The organism is Corynebacterium meridianum (assembly GCF_016342265.1).
GTDB lineage: Bacteria > Actinomycetota > Actinomycetes > Mycobacteriales > Mycobacteriaceae > Corynebacterium > Corynebacterium meridianum.
Map to the genome: position 1 here is coordinate 1 of NZ_JAEIOS010000015.1, position 15,797 is coordinate 15,797.

Below are 15,797 nucleotides of genomic sequence, written 5' to 3' on the forward strand. Positions count from 1 at the left end.
CCAGCGCCGATGGTACTGCATGCGGGAGCGTGTGGGAGAGTAGGACACCGCCGACACTACAACTTCACAGAACAATAAGGGCACCGGCCCGGGTTGACAGGAATGTCCGCCCGGGCCGGTGCTCTTTGTGATTCAACCGCCCCCCGGGGCCGGGTATACAGGATGGCCGAGGCGAAAAGGGGTCGGCACAGACATCCGCGGGAGTATCGTGAGGGAATGGTTTCTGGGTATAGCCAGTTCGCGCCTTGTTTCTCCGGAGGTCGGTCCCGGTACAGGTCGATTCAGGCCGGTGTCCCTCCGGTCTGGTTGGCGTTACGGATGTTCAGTATGGTTCCCGGTCGATGTACTAACCAGAGGGTGGTACATCGGCGAGAAATATGCCCATCCCTTCGGGATCAGCATCCACGAAAATTCCTCTCCGAGCTTAGTAGGTGTTTTTCTCGGGGTCGGTGGTACGCAGTATTCGGCTCCACGGTTGTCGGGTATCGGTACGTCGGCGCCTGACGCCTGTGCGGTGAGAAGGCTAGGCTAGCCACGAATGCTTCTGTGGATCCCAGATCTCTATCACCGGTTTCTGGCCCAGGATGATTGAGACAGGTTCCGACAACCTCGAGTGCTGCTTCAAGGCGGTGGAACGCTGCGCGAAACTCAGCTGCTTTGCTGGCTTGTCTCGGATACGCCAGCTCCCACCCGCCGCCGGGACTGGTCATCGTGCTGGGGAGGGTGTTAGGCCCCGGGCACCGGCTTCGCTATCGATAAGCTCCCGCAGGAGCGCGGCATTCATGCGTTGACTGGTGACGATACGAACGAGATCAATCAGATCGTGATATCGGGTCGACGGTTCATTCCGGTGACTTTCGTAGCAGGCACACAGTTTGTCGGCGGCGACGTTTTCGACCGGGACCATTCGAATGACCGTGCCCGCAGGAAGGCCCTCGTAGTCGAGCACCGGGTTCAACTCGACATTCTCAATGGGGGCATCCGTGTGCTGCTGTGTCGATATATCCACACTGAACGACACGATCGGCAGAGTCCCGAGATTGAGCACAACCTTGAACGACCCCCGAGTAGAGTCCCCCGGATCGCGGTTGTCCCTGACCGGTTCCTTCAACTCGAAGTGGAAGTCGGGATCCGTCGGACCGGGATCATCGACCAGTACCCGCAGCTCTTTCAAGGCTCTCCCAGGATCTGTCTGCGTCCGCCTGGCGAGATCGATGTCACGGCTGCGACGGCCCGAACCTATGCGCAGCAGAAGGCTCGTTCCTCCCTTGAGAACCCACGGACAGTCGCCATGGGAGAACAGTCTGGACAGGAACATGTCGAAGGCGAACTGGTGCTGTACATTCTCGGCGGTTACTGATTGCCTGCGAGCTTCATTACGTAGGTTCGCCATAAGCTGGGTTCGCCTGCGGACGAGCTCGGTAGGGCTCGTGGAGTTCATTTCCTGTCCTCATCCCGGACACGACGGGGATCGTTGTCGCTGTCTGCTGCGTCATCGCACGTTTCGATGCTCCCCCGATTCAGGCCGGGGGTCCCCTTCCCCGGAGAGTCTCCGGTGTCGTGTATCCGCTCCAGCCAGCCCATCGGCGGATTTGCGTACTTCATCGTGGAGGCGCGCCGGTACCGCTCGCCGAGATCAACGATGGTGGCCATCTGTTGTGCGAGTACAGTGCTGTCAAAAATGCGCTTCAAATCCCCTATTCTCGCCAGAGCATCCTGGAACTGTGGCGACACTGGTCCCGGTGCCTTCGCCGCCTCCAGCCGGAGCCCGCCAGCCTGTTGCGCCAGTGAAGCCAGCGCCGCGGCGATCGCTGAATTATCGCCCCATTGAAAATTCACTGATTTCAGGGTGTATTCCGTCGACTCTGTTACGCTCTCATGCTCAGGGAACCGACGCAGTGATTCCGAAACCAGATCATCTCCCGAATCACAGCCATAGTGAAGGGCGTACGGTTCCAATACCCGGGCCAGCGTAGACGGGTTGAGGCGATGATCGTGGATCGCGTCAGTGATGATGTGATGTAGCTGGTCCCCGTCGAGATGATCTTTGGCCATGTCGCGGATCGTTCGGGCGACAGTCGTCACGGGGATGCCCGCAAGAACGATCCAGTCCGTATCGGTCAGGTCGGCGGTGCGGTGGGTGATGTCTGCGGCCGAGGATTGCTTGCGTTTCGACGAGGTGAACGTATGCGACGCAGGGGTGATATCCCCCAATTCCAGCATGCTCACCGCAGAGGCGTGGGAAACAACGATCGGGTTGCCCTCGTTCACACGTTCATCGGCCAGTACGGCTGGACGTGTCGACAACCACGCAGCCCGAATTTCAGTGAGTGGATCCTCCGCGACACTGGACAGGATATAGACCCCCCGACGGATGCGACGCAGAAAATCCCGCTGCGCCAGACGGGTCAGCGTCGTTGTGTCGATCCCCTCCTTCGCTGCCTGTGCAGAGGTAACCAGACCATGCTGCAGGTAGGAGTAGGCGGCAAGTATAGGTTGGACCTCGGAAAAGCGCAGGCAGTAAACATAGCAGCAAACGTGGCGATGAAGTTACGTTTACTGCATCCTGGGTGTAGTAAACGTATCTTCATGTTACTTCTGTGAGCTATAAAAGCTACACATGCACCATGGGGCGGCTACTTTTGAGCCCCGAATCGGACCAACTGCCATCCGACACGGTGCCGCTGCGCCAGTGGAAGCAGGAACCTCCGAAAACCGCGTCGTCCGGCCCGGTGCCACCGAGCAACCCGGATGTCACCTCATCATTTTGATGAGTGGGGTGGGGACAATCGTCTCCCACCCGAGAGCATCTACGGCAGTCACCGACACCGGATGCGCAGGTTCAACAGCGTTCCCGACACTCTGTCCCGATTAGCCGGTGACTGGCTGAGCCTCCTGAAGGTTCGGCCGACGACCCTCCCATCTGGTCGACAGGTGGGCGACTCCGCTGGTCGGAGGCAGACCACCTCCATCGCTCGTTCGACCAACGGAGGGCACGAGCAGCTCGGCGGGTCCCCGGGACCCGTGGCAACTCTTCTTCCCGGATTGCCTCCCGTACCGGATGGGCCGGATTAGGTGCGGGGGTGTTACGGTCCCGGAGGATCAGACGTGCCGGGGCACCAGGAGTACGAAACGCGGGAACGGACCACCGGATTCCATCTCCGGTGATCCGTTCCCATAGGAGCTGTGGACCGGTCAGCGATCGCTGATGGCGTCCAGTGGTTTCGTCTTCGCCGCGCGGTGTCCCGGCCAGACGGCCGCGATAACGCCGACGACAGCGGAACCCACGAGCATCACACCAAGCTGGCCCCACGGAATGATGATGGTCTCGAGGGCGTCCTCGCCGATGGTGCGGGTGAAGCACCACCCGAGGCCGAGTCCGACCGCGGCACCGAGAATCGCACCGAACAGCGCGATCACCACGGATTCGAGGTAGATCATCGTGCGGATCTGGCTTCGCTGGGTGCCTAGGGCCCGGAGCATACCGATCTCCCGTCTGCGCTCGGTGACCGACAGCGCGAGGGTGTTGATGATACCGAGGACCGCGATGATCACGGCGAGACCGAGGAGACCGTAGAGGATGCCCAGCAGTTGGTCGACCTGGTTCGCCTGGGAGCTGGCGTAGTCCTCCTTCGACATGACCTGAACCACGAGGTAGTCCTCCATCGCGTTCGTCAGCGCCTGTCCCAGGGCGGCGGAGTCCACTCCGTCGGCCCCGTCGACGAGGATCATCTCCACGCTCATCTGGTCGATCGGGAGGAGTTCCCTGGCTGCCGCGGTACTGACGATTCCCGGTCCGCCGGCCTGCATCTCCTCGTAGGTTCCCAGGATCGGGACGTCGAGGGTCCTGGAGCCGTCGAGCGTCGACAGGGTGACGTTGTCGCCGACACCGAGGTTGAAGTTCTTCGCGATCCCGTCGTAGAGGACCACGCCTTTTTCGTCGTTGAGGTTGCCGGATCCCGAGTTGACGGTCACCTTCATGCCTTCGCCGGCGTCGAGGTTGAGGTCCGCCACCGAGGTCCGGGGCGGGCCACCGAAGGTCTTGGACATCGGGACGCCGTTGACCAGGAGAGGGGCGAGGTACACGCTGTGTGCGGCACCGACCTCATCGAGCTCCGTGATTTTCGGCTCCACCGATGACGGGATCTTGAACACGGAGGAGTTCTGTCCCGTGACGAGGTAGTCGGAGGTGACGACGTCGTCGACGATGGTCTCGATGCTGTTGCGCATCGTCGCGCCCAGCATGCCGATGGAGCTCACCATCATCAGGCCCAGGGTGAGGGCGAAGGCGGTCGCGGCGGTTCGGCGGGGGCTACGCCGGGAATTTGTCGACGCGAGCTTGCCGACGGCACCGAAGGGTGCGCCGACCACGCGGCCGAGTCCGCCGACCACGGGGATGGACAGTGCGGGACCGATGAGCCACACGCCGATGATGACTGCCAGCGCGCCCACGCCGACGAAGATCAGTCGGTGCTTGACCTCATCGATACCGGTGGTGAAGGCACCGAACATGCAGAGGCCGGCGCCGACGGCTGTGATCAGCCCGCCGACGATGGTGCGTACCCGCAGTGAGTTCTGGGAGGAGCTGTCCCCGCTGCGCATCGCCTCGACGGGGTGGATCGATCCGGCCCGGCGTGCCGGCGCCCAGGCGCTGAGTACGGTGACGACGGCACCCACCACCAGTGGCACGATGAGGGTCGTCGGGGTCAGGGACAGTCCGCTGTCGGGCATTCCGACCCCCTTCTTCTCCAGGGCGAAGAAGAGTCCCTTGGCCAGACCGATGCCGAGGAGGATGCCGAGTGCGGACCCGATGAGACCGACGACGACGGCTTCACCGATGACCGACCGGGTGATCTGGGACCGGGATGCACCGATGCTGCGGAGCAGCGCGAACTCGCGGGTCCGCTCGGCGACGATCATGGCGAAGGTGTTCGAGATGATGAACGTGCCCACCAGCAGTGCGATGGCTGCGAAGGCCCAGAGGAAGTAGTTGATGAAGCTGAGGGCGTTCTTCAGTTCCTCCGTCTGTCGTTCGACGAGGACCTGTGCGTCATCGATGACGTAGTCGGGGTACTCGTTCCTGAGTTCATCCACCACCGCTGCGGTGTCGGCCCCGTCATCGAGGACGACGGAGGCCGCGTTCACCCGGCCGTCCGGTGCGTAGATCGGCAGGAACTGGTCCTCCGGGAGGAGGACGCCGATCCATCCGCCGGTGGCGGTCGGGAAGTCGAAGGTACCGACGACGGTCACCTCGAACTGGTCGGAGGGGGTCACCACCGTGACGCTGTCACCGATGCTGATGTTTCCGCGTTCCGCGGCACTCGCGTTGACGGCCACGGTGTCGGTGTCCGCGGGCCAGTCACCCTCGAGGAGCGTGACGGTGTCCGTGGGTTCGTCATCGGGATTGTAGGAGAGTGCGGTTGAGGGGGCTCCGCCGGTCTGGATGGCCTTGCCGTCGGTTCCGGCCAGGATGATCGGTGCGGGTTCGACCATGAGCTCGACACTCGTGAAGTCGTCGCGCTCGCGGAGCTTGTTGACGTCGTCGACGCTGACCTGACGCCCGACGTTCCGTTCGCTGGAGATCACGATGTCGACGTCGTCGTACTGGGTGGAGATGATCTTGGCGAAGCTGTTGGACAGTGACGTGGTGAACATCGACGAGCCGGCGATGAACGCGGTGCCGAGGACGACGGCGAGGATCGTCAGTGCGAGCCGGAGCTTGTGCGCGGCGATCGTCCGGAGGGAGATCGTCCGCATGGGTTTCCGCAGACCTGTGTGGGTGGATGTGCTCATGGTGCGGCTCACAGCTTCTCGATGTCGGCCATCACGGTGAGGATGCTCTCCGCGGTGGGATCCGTGAGTTCGTCGACGATTCTGCCGTCGGCGAGGAAGATCACCCGGTCGGCGTAGCTGGCGGCCTTGGCGTCGTGGGTGACGATGACGACGGTCTGGTCGAGATCGTCGACTGCGGCCCGGAGAATGTCCATGACCTCGGACGAGGAGTTGGAGTCGAGGTTTCCGGTGGGCTCGTCACCGAAGATGATCTCGGGGCGGCCGATCAGGGCGCGGGCCACGGCGACGCGCTGCTGCTGGCCGCCGGACAGCTCGGTGGGGCGGTGATCGAGGCGTTTCGACAGGCCGAGTCTGGTGGTCACCTCGTCGAACCAGGCGGCGTCGACGGTGCCGCCGGCGATGTCGACGGGGAGGGTGATGTTCTCCGCCGCGGTGAGGGTGGGGACGAGGTTGAAGGACTGGAACACGAAGCCGAGGCGGTCGCGCCGCAGTGCGGTGATCTGCCGGTCGGGGAGGTTCGCGAGATTTGTGTCGCCGATGAACGTGGCACCCTCCGTCACACCGTCGAGTCCGGCCATGCAGTGCATCAGGGTTGATTTCCCGGAGCCGGAGGGGCCCATGATCGCGGTGAATTCACCGCGTTCGAGGGTGACTGAGACACCGTCGAGTGCGTTGACGACGGTGTCCCCGGAACCGTATCGCTTGACCAGATTCTCCGCCCGGGCTGCCGGCACGCCGCTCGGGGCCTGTTCCGCGGGTGAGGTGGCGGTGGAAGTGCTCACATTCTCTCCTTGGTGATTTTCACGCGCAAGGCGCTGATATGCTGGGCTTTCCTTTTGTCCGGAGGCCTCACTCCAAGCCTAAACCCTGCCGTTGCGGAAGGGTACAGGGAAGACCCTTAGGGGAGTCCCTGGTTCCGGGCCGCGGCGTCGGTCGAGGGGAGGGCGTTCACTCGCGTTCGGAGCTGAATGAGCGGCGTTGTCCGTCGATCGGATCGGTGAACTCGATGGCGGTCGCCGTGAGGTGCATCGGGATGCGGAAGTCCTCCGCATCCTCGGGGAGGACTTCCGGGTAGAGCGGGTCGCCGAGGATCGGTGCTCCCGCGGTGAGCATGTGCAACCGGAGCTGGTGGGTGCGTCCCGTCTCCGGGTGGAGGGTGTAGCGCGCCTGCCGGGGGAGTGGCCCGTGGACGGATTCGAGGGTCGACTGTTCGGCGTCGGACACGGGGGTCACCGCGCTGAGGACCGTGCGCGCGTTCGGCGCCCCGTCCTCCAGGTACGCCTGCAGCCGTCCCCTCGTCTTGTTTATCCGGTGTTCCCAGGTGACAGGGCCGCGGGCGACGGCATCGGCCAGTTCGGGCAGGTGGGTGGCTGTCGCCCGGTAGGTCTTGTGGACTCCCCGGGAGGAGAACAGTTGCTGGTAGGCGCCGCGCACGGCCGGATCGCACGTGAGCACGAGGACACCGGCGGTGAGTCGGTCGAGGCGGTGCGCGGGAGTGAGATCGGGGATTCCGGTGGACCTGCGGAGCCGGACCACCGCGGTCTCGGTGATGTGGCGTCCGCGCGGCATCGTCGCGAGGAAGTGGGGCTTGTCGACGACGAGGAGGTGATCGTCGTGGTGGATGATCCGGCAGTCGCCTGGAACGGGAGTCTCGGGTGCGGGGGTGCGGTAGAACCAGACGTCCTGTCCGGGGGTGAGAACCCTGTCCGGGGGGAGGCGCCTACCCTGTGGATCGACGACTTCACCGGCGGTGAAACGTGCGTGGATGGCGGCGGCATCGTCGCCGGTGGCGCGGTGCGTCTGCGTGGTGATGAGCTGCGTGATGAAGGCGAGGGCTGTCACGGGTGCCGCATCCTCGGGCAGTTGGGCACGGGACGGGTTGAGGCCGTCGCGGATCGGCAGAGGTGCCTGTCGGCGGCGGCGCTGTACTATCCTTTGGCCCATGGACATTAATACTCTCATGGCTCAGCTCACTGAGTTCTTCAGCCACGGAATCGGCAGGATCATCGGCGATGTACTGCGGGTTCTCTACCACTTCCTCTACCCGGCGAACGCCGAGGCGCCCCGGGTTCCGGAGGCCGCGGATGCCGCGAAGGCGGTCGCCGAGACGACCACGGAGGCGACAACCGCCTAGATGCGTCACCGTCTGCCCGACCTCTCCGTCCTGGATCTCGTCCCCGTCTCCGCGGGGTCCGGTCCGGCGGAGGCGATCCGGGCCACCTGCTCTGCCGCGCAGACCGCCGAGAGGCACGGCTACCGGCGCTACTGGTTGGCGGAGCACCACAACTCGCCCGCTCTCGCCTGTTCCGCGACGACCGTTCTCATGGGGGCCGTCGCGGCGTCGACGGACAGGATCCGCGTGGGATCCGGGGGGATCATGCTGCCCAACCACGCACCGCTCAAGGTCGCCGAGGATATCGGCACACTGGCGGTGATGTATCCCGGGCGGATCGACTGTGGACTGGGACGCGCGCCGGGCACCGACGCCCGCACCGCAGAACGGTTGCGTCGGGGATCCGCGGATCTCGCGGACTTCACCCGGGAGGTGACCGAGCTCCACGGCTATCTCGGCCCCACCACCGGAGCTCCGGGGGAGACCGCCGTCATCGGACGGGGGGTCGGGGTCGACCTGTTCGTCCTCGGCTCGTCGACGGGCGGGGCCCGGGCCGCGGCGGAGCTGGGACTGCCCTTCTCCTTCGCCAGCCACTTCGCCCCCGATCACCTGCGCGAGGCGCTCGCCGTGTACCGGGAGAACTTCAATCCCGGAGCCCCCACCGCCCAGGTGTCGGAGCCGTGGATCAGCGCCGCGGTGAATGTCATGGCGGCCGACACGACGGCGGAGGCCCGGCGTCAGCTGCTCACCCTGCAGCACTCGTTCGCCGGTGTGCTCACCGGTCGGCGGGGGCCACTCGTGGCGCCCGGGGACACCGCGGAGCTGCATCCGATCCTGCAGTCGCGCGTCGCCCATTCCCTCCGTGTGACGGCGTGCGGCACAGCCGTCGAGGTGGTTGATCAGCTCATCGACTGGGCCGGTCCGCTGGAGCTCGACGAGATCCTCACCGTCACCTACGCGCATGATCCCACCATTCGTCGCGCGTCCCTCGCGCTCGTCGGTGAAGAGTGGGCGACCCGACGCGCAGGCGGCATGTGACGGGCACTTCACCTTCCTCCTCCGGCGATGATGCGCGGGTAGGATGGGGGGTGGAAATGGTGTCCGATACGGGCACCGGACAGAGGCCGGATGTGGTCCGGCGAGAAAGGTCGTGATCGGGATGACCCAGCACACCAACGGCAGTGATGCGCGCCGCGAGGACATCGTCGTCGTGGCGGTGGACGGTTCGGAGGCGTCGAAGGTGGCGGTCCGCTGGGCCGCCAACACCGCGGACAAGCGGGGGGTACCCCTGCGCATCGCGGCGAGCTACACGATGCCCCAGTTCCTCTACGCGGAGGGCATGGTGCCGCCGCAGTCCATCTTCGATGAGCTCCAGGCGGAGACGATGGAGAAGGTCGACGAGGCCCGTGCCATCGCCCACGAACTCGCACCCGCCCTGAAGATCGGTCACGTGGTGGCGGAGGGCAGCCCGATCGACATGCTGCTGGAGATGTCACCGTCGGTGACGATGATCGTGATGGGTTCCCGTGGCCTCGGGGGCCTGAGCGGCATGGTCATGGGATCGGTGTCCGCGGCCGTGGTGAGCCACGCGAGCTGTCCGGTCGTCGTCGTTCGGGAGGATTCCGGTGTCCGGGACGAGAACCGGCACGGCCCGGTCGTCGTCGGCGTCGATGGTTCCGGGACATCGCAGAAGGCCGTGGAGTACGCGTTCGCCGAGGCATCGGCGCGGAGCGCCGAGCTCATCGCGGTTCACACGTGGATGGACATGCAGGTGCAGGCCTCCCTCGCCGGATTGTCCGCCACACAGGAGCAGTGGGCGTCGATCGAGGAGGAGCAGGAGATGCTGCTCGCGCAGCGGCTCGCCGGTTTCGCGTCGGAGTACCCCGATGTGTCGGTCCGGAAGGTTGTCACGCGGGACCGCCCGGTGCGGGCCCTGTCGGACGCCGCGCAGGGGGCTCAGCTCCTGGTCGTTGGCTCCCACGGGCGCGGTGGTTTCAAGGGCATGCTGCTCGGGTCGACGTCCCGGGCGCTCCTCCAGTCCGCTCCGTGCCCGATGATGGTCGTCCGCGGGCAGGCTGAGGGGTAGGGCGGCGCCCGGTTCGTGTCGGGGGTACCCCCACCGCCATGACCGGGCTCCACGTTTTCTTATCCGTCCGGGGGTGGGTAACGCTGGGGTTGCAGTAGAGAAACACTTTGATGCCAAACGGTTTCGGAGGTTTACCCGGAACCGTTCGGCACATATATTAAATGGTGTTCATCATTGCGGTTTCCCGGCGGTACCGCCCCTGGTGCGGTGATCGCACCGTCGGTGCCGGACAGGTTCCGCAGACAACAGAAATTTAAGGAGATTACAATGCCCGGTCTTTCTTTCCTCGGCTGGATCATCATCGGCGGACTCGCCGGCTGGATCGCTTCCAAGATTAAGGGAACCGATGCCCAGCAGGGCCTGCTCCTCAACATCGTCGTCGGTGTCGTCGGCGGTCTTCTCGGTGGCTGGCTGCTCACCCTCGTCGGCGTCAGTGGCGGCGGCTGGATCTTCAGCTTCCTCACCTGCCTCGTCGGCGCGGTGATTCTGCTGTCGATCGTTCAGGCGATCCGCAAGTAGTTCGCGGGGCTGTTGAAGCCCTGAAACAGCGGCCGGTACCCGGATCCCCGGGGGCCGGCCGCTTTTCCGTGGGGTCGTATCCCGCCTCCGCGTGGCCGGGGTATTGTTGAGGGAGACAGGTCTGACCCGGGGCCGAGTGTGTCGGGTCCCGCCGCCTGCGTCTGTGCAGCCGGGCGGAGGCCGGACACCGTTGACGAGCGCAGGAAGGATGTGGGCGTCATCGCAGCCGCGACAACCAAGCCCGATAAACCAACCGGTCGGTCTACCTCAAGAGGACGGACCGGTCGTCGCCGCAACCGGCCGAGCCCCCGGGAGCGGCTGCTCGCCAGTGCGACCAACCTGTTCACCACGGAGGGGATCCGGGTGATCGGAATCGACCGCATCCTGCGTGAGGCTGATGTCGCGAAGGCCTCGCTGTACTCGCTGTTCGGGTCCAAGGACGCCCTCGTCATCGCCTACCTGCAGGACCTCGACGAGAAGTCCCGGGCGGACTGGGCGCGGCGGACGGCCGAGATGACGGATCCGGTGGACAAGATCCTCGCGTTCTTCGATCAGGCGATCGACGAGGAACCGGGCCAGGATTTCCGGGGCTCACACTTCCAGAACGCCGCGAACGAGTACCCGCGCCCCGAAACCGAGAGTGAGCGCGGCATCGTGTCCGCGGTGCAGGAACACCGCCGGTGGACGCTGCAGACGATGGTGGACCTGCTGACGCAACTCAACGGCTACCCCGGTACGACCCAGGCCAACCAGCTGCTGATCTTCCTCGACGGTGGTCTCGCCGGAGCCCGGTTGAATCGCAGCGTCGAACCGTTGCAGACTGCCCGGGAACTGGCCAAACAGCTCCTTATGGTTCCGCCGGCGGACTACTCCATCTGATCCGAAGGGCCGTCGGGGGCCCGGTCGTCGCCGCTGTCCCCGGTGCCGTCGACCGGCGGATCGGCCGGGTCTTCCGGGGCTGTGGTCGCCCCGTCCGTGGCGTTCGAATCATTCTCCTGGCTGTCGTCCCGCGCGGGGTCCGCAGCCTTCTCCCCGCCTGCACGCAGCTTCTTCTTGCGCGCCTTCTCCTCCCGCTTCCGGCGAATCTTCTCCCGGTCACGTTCCCGGACCGCGGCGCGTCGTCTCTCCTTCGCCTCCCGCTTGTCGGCGGTCAGGGCGTCGATCTCTGCCTTCCGCTCTGCGCGGGCGTCGGCGTTCATGCGGTGCAGGCTCCCGATCCGGTGGGGCATGACCAGCATGAGCAACCGGCGGCGGCGGATGGACCTCCGGACGGCGCGGTCCCGTCGGAGCTGTTCCCGGACCCGGTTCCTCGACTCGTTCCGGAACTCCGCGAACTCCTCGGTGAGGGGGTGCCGCCGGTCGAGGACGAGGTTGAGGATGATGGTCTGGCACATCGTCCACAGGTTGCCCGCGAACCAGTAGAGCGCGATGGCCGCGGGGGCGGGGCCCGTCAGGCCGAAGCTGAGCGGGAAGATCGGCACCACCACGGCGATCACGATCATGGTCTTCTGGATCCGACGGGCCGCCGCACTCTCATGGTCAAGGGTGATCTGCGAGCGGTAGATCGACACCAGCATGTTGATCGACGTGAATACCGCGGCGGCGATGAGGAACGGCAGCACGAAGTCGAACACGGTCTCCCGATTCGTGTCCAGCGCCGCGAGCTGTTCGGTCGACATCGCCGGATACGCCGGCATGGGGACCCCGTTGATCCGGCCGTGGAGGAATGCCTCGACATCATCCGACGTGAGGAACCCGATGGGCCGGTGCCGGACCGAGTCTAGACCGTCGGAGGGGCGTGCCATCTGGAGCAGCACCTGGTAGAGCCCGATGAACACCGGTAGCTGGATCAGTGCGGGCACACAGCCGCCCGCGGGAGAGTAGCGGTGCTCCTTGTAGAGCTCCTTGCGCCTGGCGTTCAGCTCGTCCTCGGCCTCCGCGTCGGTGCGTAGCTCGTACTCCTCGGTGAGCCTGCGCAGCTTCGGACGCATGTTGATGAAGATCCGGTTGGACCGGTACTGCGTCCACGCGAAGGGCAGGATGATGAGCCGGACCGTGACTATCAGTCCGAACAGGGAGAGCAGCCAGGCGAGGGAATCATCCAGTCCGATCCAGGAGTGGAGCGCGATGTGCCAGAGCTTCATCACGCCGGAGACCGGATAGATCAGGGCTTCGAGCATGGCGCGGGGTCTTTTCCTCGTACTGTCTGGGTAGCCTGCCCGGGCAGGCAGGAGGGCCGCCCATGATCGTATCCCAGTACGGGGACGGAGTACCCGCTGGACCGGGGAGCACTGCCGCTAAGATGGTTGCCCATGAGCCACCGCGCGCCCGACCCGTCACCACAGTCTTCGCCGCCGTCACGCCGTTTCAGCGTCACGGAGTTTCTCGGGGAGCTGCTGCTGACGGCCGGGGTGCTGCTGCTCCTGTTCGCGTTCTACGAGTCCTACTGGACGAACCTGGAGGCCAGCCGTGAACAGGACCGCGTGGCGTCGAACCTCGAGGAGCGCTGGGCCGGGACACCGGACGCAGCCGAGGGTCCGCGGGAGAATCCCCGGGTCCGTCGGGAGTTGGCTCTGGGCGAGGCCTTCGCCCGCATGTACGTCCCCTCCTTCGGACCCGACTTCCACTTCGCGATCGTCGAAGGTACGGAGGACGCCGACCTACTGGCGGGACCGGGGCGGTACACCGATACCCAGATGCCGGGTCAGCCCGGGAACTTCGCCGTGGCCGGCCACCGCGTCGGCAAGGGGGCTCCCTTCAATGATCTCGGGAATCTCCGCACCTGCGACCCGGTCGTCGTCGAGACCCGCGATTCGTGGGACATCTACCGCATCCTTCCCGTCGATGCGGAAACAGGCGAGCAGCGGCGCGCGGCGGCCGCGGAGTGCCTGACGCCCGACCAGGTTGAGCGCGTCGCCACCGGTGACTACGCCGCCGTCGACGGCAGGCTGATCACCGTCCCCGGTGACGTGTCGGTGATCGACCCGATCCCGGGGCAACCCGACCTGGTGGCCGATCCGCACATGGAGGGCCTGATGACGATGACGACCTGTCATCCGCGGTTCTCCAACGCACAGCGGATGATCGTGCACGCGATGCTCGTGCGCACCGACCCCAAGCAGGACGGCTACCGTCCGGTAGAGCTGGAGGAGAACTGACATGTACGGATTCATCTGGCGGCACATTCCCGGACCCCGGCCGGTGAAGATCCTGGTGGCGCTGCTTCTCCTCGTGGCGGTGTTCCTCCTGCTGATGGAGGTCGTCTACCCGTGGGTGTCCACCCTGATGCCCTACAACGACGTTTCGGTCTAGTCCAGCCCGAGGCGATCGATGACCCGCTCTGCGACAAGCTGCGGTTTGATGGACTGTTCCTGGTTGGAGAACACCACCACCGCGGTGGTCCCCTTCTGTACCGCGTACAGGGCGTGCCCGTTGCCACCGAACCGACCACCCGACCAGCCCTCGGGCTCCTCCGCGGGGTCGGTGGAGGCGATCGGGGCCGCCCAGTCCACGACCGCCGTCGCGGCATCCACCGAGTCCATGTGGCGGACGATGACGGTCAACTGCGGCTCCTCGGGATACGACCAGTAGACACACGCCGGGGTGTCGAAGCGCTCGTCGATACCGACGCCGGTCACGCGCTGGCCGTTCGTGTCCGCCACCCACCGGGTGTCGAGGTACGGGCAGTCCGTCCGGGATTCGCGGCCGCCCGGGATCACCGGCATCTCATCGACCGGTAGACCGGAATCCCCGGCTGGCGCGGCCGGGTCCGCGGACGGCGCGTCCCCTGATGGATTCTGACCGGGGGCCGGGGCCGCGGTCACCGGGGCCGGCTCCTCCGCCGGGCTTCCGCAACCTACCGCGGCGAGCAGCGGCAGCAGACTGGACAGTGCAAGTAAGGTACGGCGCATGGGAGTTAGCGTAGGGACCGAAACCGTCGACCGCACCTCGGGCGCGCCCGGGGAGAAGAGCATCCGCCAGGGTATCCACATCCTCACCGGGGTGCTGCTGGTCGTGGTGGCGTTCGCCGCGGTGAAGTCCGGGGCCCTGCAGCTGCTCATCACGCTGGCCCTGTGCGCCGCGTTCTCCGGGATCTACATTCTCGGCTCGCGATTCCGCGACACCATGTCGGGCGGGAAGAGCCAGATCTGGCTGCTGGCGCTGACGCTCCTGTGGGTGCTGCTCATACCGATGCAGCCCACCGCCATCTACCTGGTGTTCCCGCTGTACTTCCTCTACCTGCAGGTGTTGGATGACATTCGCGGGGTCATCGCGGTCATCGGGGCGACGGCGGTGTCGGTGTTCTCGCAGTGGACCAATCTCACCGCGGGCGCGATCCTCGGGCCGACCGTCGCGGCGCTGGTGTCCATCGGCATCGACTACGCGTTCAAGACGCTGTGGAAGGTCTCCGCCGAACGCGAGGAGCTCATCGCGGAGCTGCTGGAGACCCGCTCCCAGCTCGCGGACACCGAGCGTGCGGCGGGTATCGCCGCGGAGCGGCAGCGCATCGCCCACGAGATCCACGACACCCTGGCCCAGGGTCTGTCCAGTATCCAGATGCTGCTCTACGTCGCCGAGCAGGAACTGAAGAAGACGGGGATCGGGGATGATGAGGCCGAGACCATCCTGAAGCGTATCGACCAGGCGCGGACCACCGCTGCGGACAACCTCGGGGAGGCCCGGGCGATGATCGCCGCACTGCAGCCCGCCGCACTGTCACGGACATCGCTCGAGGGTGCCCTGCACAGGGTCGCCAACGGGATCGTCGGCACAGAGGTGACGATCGCCGTGGAGGGGGATGAGCACCAGCTCCCGATGCGGACGGAGGCGTCACTGCTGCGCATCGCGCAGGGCGCGATGGGCAACGTCGCGAAACACGCCGCTGCGGACCGCTGTCACGTCACGCTCACCTACGGCGATGATGAGGTCCGACTGGATGTCGTGGATGACGGGTGCGGCTTCGATCCGGCGGCGGTCGGGGAACGGCCCCGGGGGCTGGGACACATCGGTCTGGACGCCATGCGGCAACGTGCTGCAGAGCAACACGGTACGCTGACTGTTGAATCTGCGCCGGGACAGGGAACCGCGGTGTCCATCGCCATACCCGTGGCGGAGGACACCCAGGCTCCGGAGCGGCGTGCCACGGCGCTCACGCAGGTCGAGGATCCCGGTGAACATCCGGAGGAGACCGTCCGGTAGCGCGGAGGGCGGCCGGTGGGCAACCCCGGATCCGTACGGGAACACCGCGAACATACCGTGAAAGACACAAGGGAAGAGACGTTAGTA

At 65.6% G+C, this 15,797-nt stretch carries 15 protein-coding genes; 8 read left to right on the forward strand and 7 right to left on the reverse strand.

The window, feature by feature from the left end; translation table 11 throughout:
* Window positions 1–706: 706 nt before the first annotated feature.
* The 5 genes from JDV75_RS10115 to JDV75_RS10135 form a co-directional block, all read right to left on the reverse strand.
* Window positions 707–1,441, reverse strand: coding sequence for a nucleotidyl transferase AbiEii/AbiGii toxin family protein (locus JDV75_RS10115; RefSeq protein ID WP_198739130.1), 735 nt, complete (start codon window positions 1,439–1,441; stop codon window positions 707–709).
* Window positions 1,438–2,517 carry a type IV toxin-antitoxin system AbiEi family antitoxin domain-containing protein gene (locus tag JDV75_RS10120; RefSeq protein WP_198739428.1) on the reverse strand — a complete coding sequence of 360 codons (1,080 nt, stop codon included), beginning with the start codon at window positions 2,515–2,517 and terminating at the stop codon, window positions 1,438–1,440. Before JDV75_RS10120 ends, JDV75_RS10115 begins: the two co-directional genes overlap by 4 nt.
* Before the next feature lie 678 nt (window positions 2,518–3,195).
* On the reverse strand, window positions 3,196–5,793 hold the full coding sequence (locus JDV75_RS10125) for an ABC transporter permease (protein ID WP_198739131.1): 2,598 nt from the start codon (window positions 5,791–5,793) through the stop codon (window positions 3,196–3,198).
* Between the two features lie 8 nt (window positions 5,794–5,801).
* Window positions 5,802–6,575: an ATP-binding cassette domain-containing protein gene (locus JDV75_RS10130; protein ID WP_198739132.1), complete on the reverse strand. Its 774-nt coding sequence runs from the start codon at window positions 6,573–6,575 to the stop codon at window positions 5,802–5,804.
* A 166-nt stretch (window positions 6,576–6,741) separates the two neighbouring features.
* Window positions 6,742–7,737: a pseudouridine synthase gene (locus JDV75_RS10135; RefSeq protein WP_198739133.1), complete on the reverse strand. Its 996-nt coding sequence runs from the start codon at window positions 7,735–7,737 to the stop codon at window positions 6,742–6,744.
* Between JDV75_RS10135 and JDV75_RS10140 the strand changes: the two genes are divergently transcribed.
* The 5 genes from JDV75_RS10140 to JDV75_RS10160 all read left to right on the forward strand — a co-directional run bounded on the left by JDV75_RS10140 (window position 7,736) and on the right by JDV75_RS10160 (window position 11,390).
* On the forward strand, window positions 7,736–7,927 hold the full coding sequence (locus tag JDV75_RS10140; protein WP_198739134.1) for a hypothetical protein: 192 nt from the start codon (window positions 7,736–7,738) through the stop codon (window positions 7,925–7,927). The two genes, JDV75_RS10135 and JDV75_RS10140, sit on opposite strands and share 2 nt — an antisense overlap.
* Window positions 7,928–8,944 carry an LLM class flavin-dependent oxidoreductase gene (locus tag JDV75_RS10145; RefSeq protein ID WP_198739135.1) on the forward strand — a complete coding sequence of 339 codons (1,017 nt, stop codon included), beginning with the start codon at window positions 7,928–7,930 and terminating at the stop codon, window positions 8,942–8,944.
* 121 nt (window positions 8,945–9,065) lie between these two features.
* Window positions 9,066–9,992, forward strand: coding sequence for a universal stress protein (locus JDV75_RS10150; RefSeq protein ID WP_198739136.1), 927 nt, complete (start codon window positions 9,066–9,068; stop codon window positions 9,990–9,992).
* A 267-nt stretch (window positions 9,993–10,259) separates the two neighbouring features.
* Complete coding sequence (locus JDV75_RS10155) at window positions 10,260–10,511, forward strand: GlsB/YeaQ/YmgE family stress response membrane protein (protein ID WP_198739137.1); 252 nt, start codon at window positions 10,260–10,262, stop codon at window positions 10,509–10,511.
* Between the two features lie 318 nt (window positions 10,512–10,829).
* Window positions 10,830–11,390, forward strand: a complete 561-nt coding sequence (locus JDV75_RS10160) for a TetR/AcrR family transcriptional regulator (RefSeq protein WP_232958479.1) — start codon at window positions 10,830–10,832, stop codon at window positions 11,388–11,390.
* Here the strand turns inward: JDV75_RS10160 and yidC are convergent.
* Window positions 11,378–12,691, reverse strand: coding sequence for a membrane protein insertase YidC (yidC, locus tag JDV75_RS10165; protein ID WP_198739138.1), 1,314 nt, complete (start codon window positions 12,689–12,691; stop codon window positions 11,378–11,380). The two genes, JDV75_RS10160 and yidC, sit on opposite strands and share 13 nt — an antisense overlap.
* Window positions 12,692–12,823: 132 nt before the next feature.
* Here yidC and JDV75_RS10170 point away from each other — a divergent pair, with 132 nt between their 5' ends.
* Together JDV75_RS10170 and JDV75_RS10175 are read left to right on the forward strand one after the other, a co-directional pair.
* Window positions 12,824–13,669 carry a class E sortase gene (locus tag JDV75_RS10170; RefSeq protein WP_198739139.1) on the forward strand — a complete coding sequence of 282 codons (846 nt, stop codon included), beginning with the start codon at window positions 12,824–12,826 and terminating at the stop codon, window positions 13,667–13,669.
* A gap of 1 nt (window position 13,670) precedes the next feature.
* Entirely contained in the window at window positions 13,671–13,823 is a 153-nt protein-coding gene (locus tag JDV75_RS10175; protein ID WP_198739140.1) for a hypothetical protein, read from the forward strand.
* Here JDV75_RS10175 and JDV75_RS10180 read toward each other — a convergent pair.
* Window positions 13,820–14,422, reverse strand: a complete 603-nt coding sequence (locus JDV75_RS10180) for a DUF2020 domain-containing protein (RefSeq protein ID WP_198739141.1) — start codon at window positions 14,420–14,422, stop codon at window positions 13,820–13,822. The genes JDV75_RS10175 and JDV75_RS10180 overlap by 4 nt on opposite strands.
* On the opposite strand from JDV75_RS10180, the gene JDV75_RS10185 reads away from it, so the two are divergent.
* Window positions 14,421–15,710, forward strand: a complete 1,290-nt coding sequence (locus JDV75_RS10185; protein ID WP_232958458.1) for a sensor histidine kinase — start codon at window positions 14,421–14,423, stop codon at window positions 15,708–15,710. The two genes, JDV75_RS10180 and JDV75_RS10185, sit on opposite strands and share 2 nt — an antisense overlap.
* The last annotated feature ends 87 nt before the right edge of the window (window positions 15,711–15,797 follow it).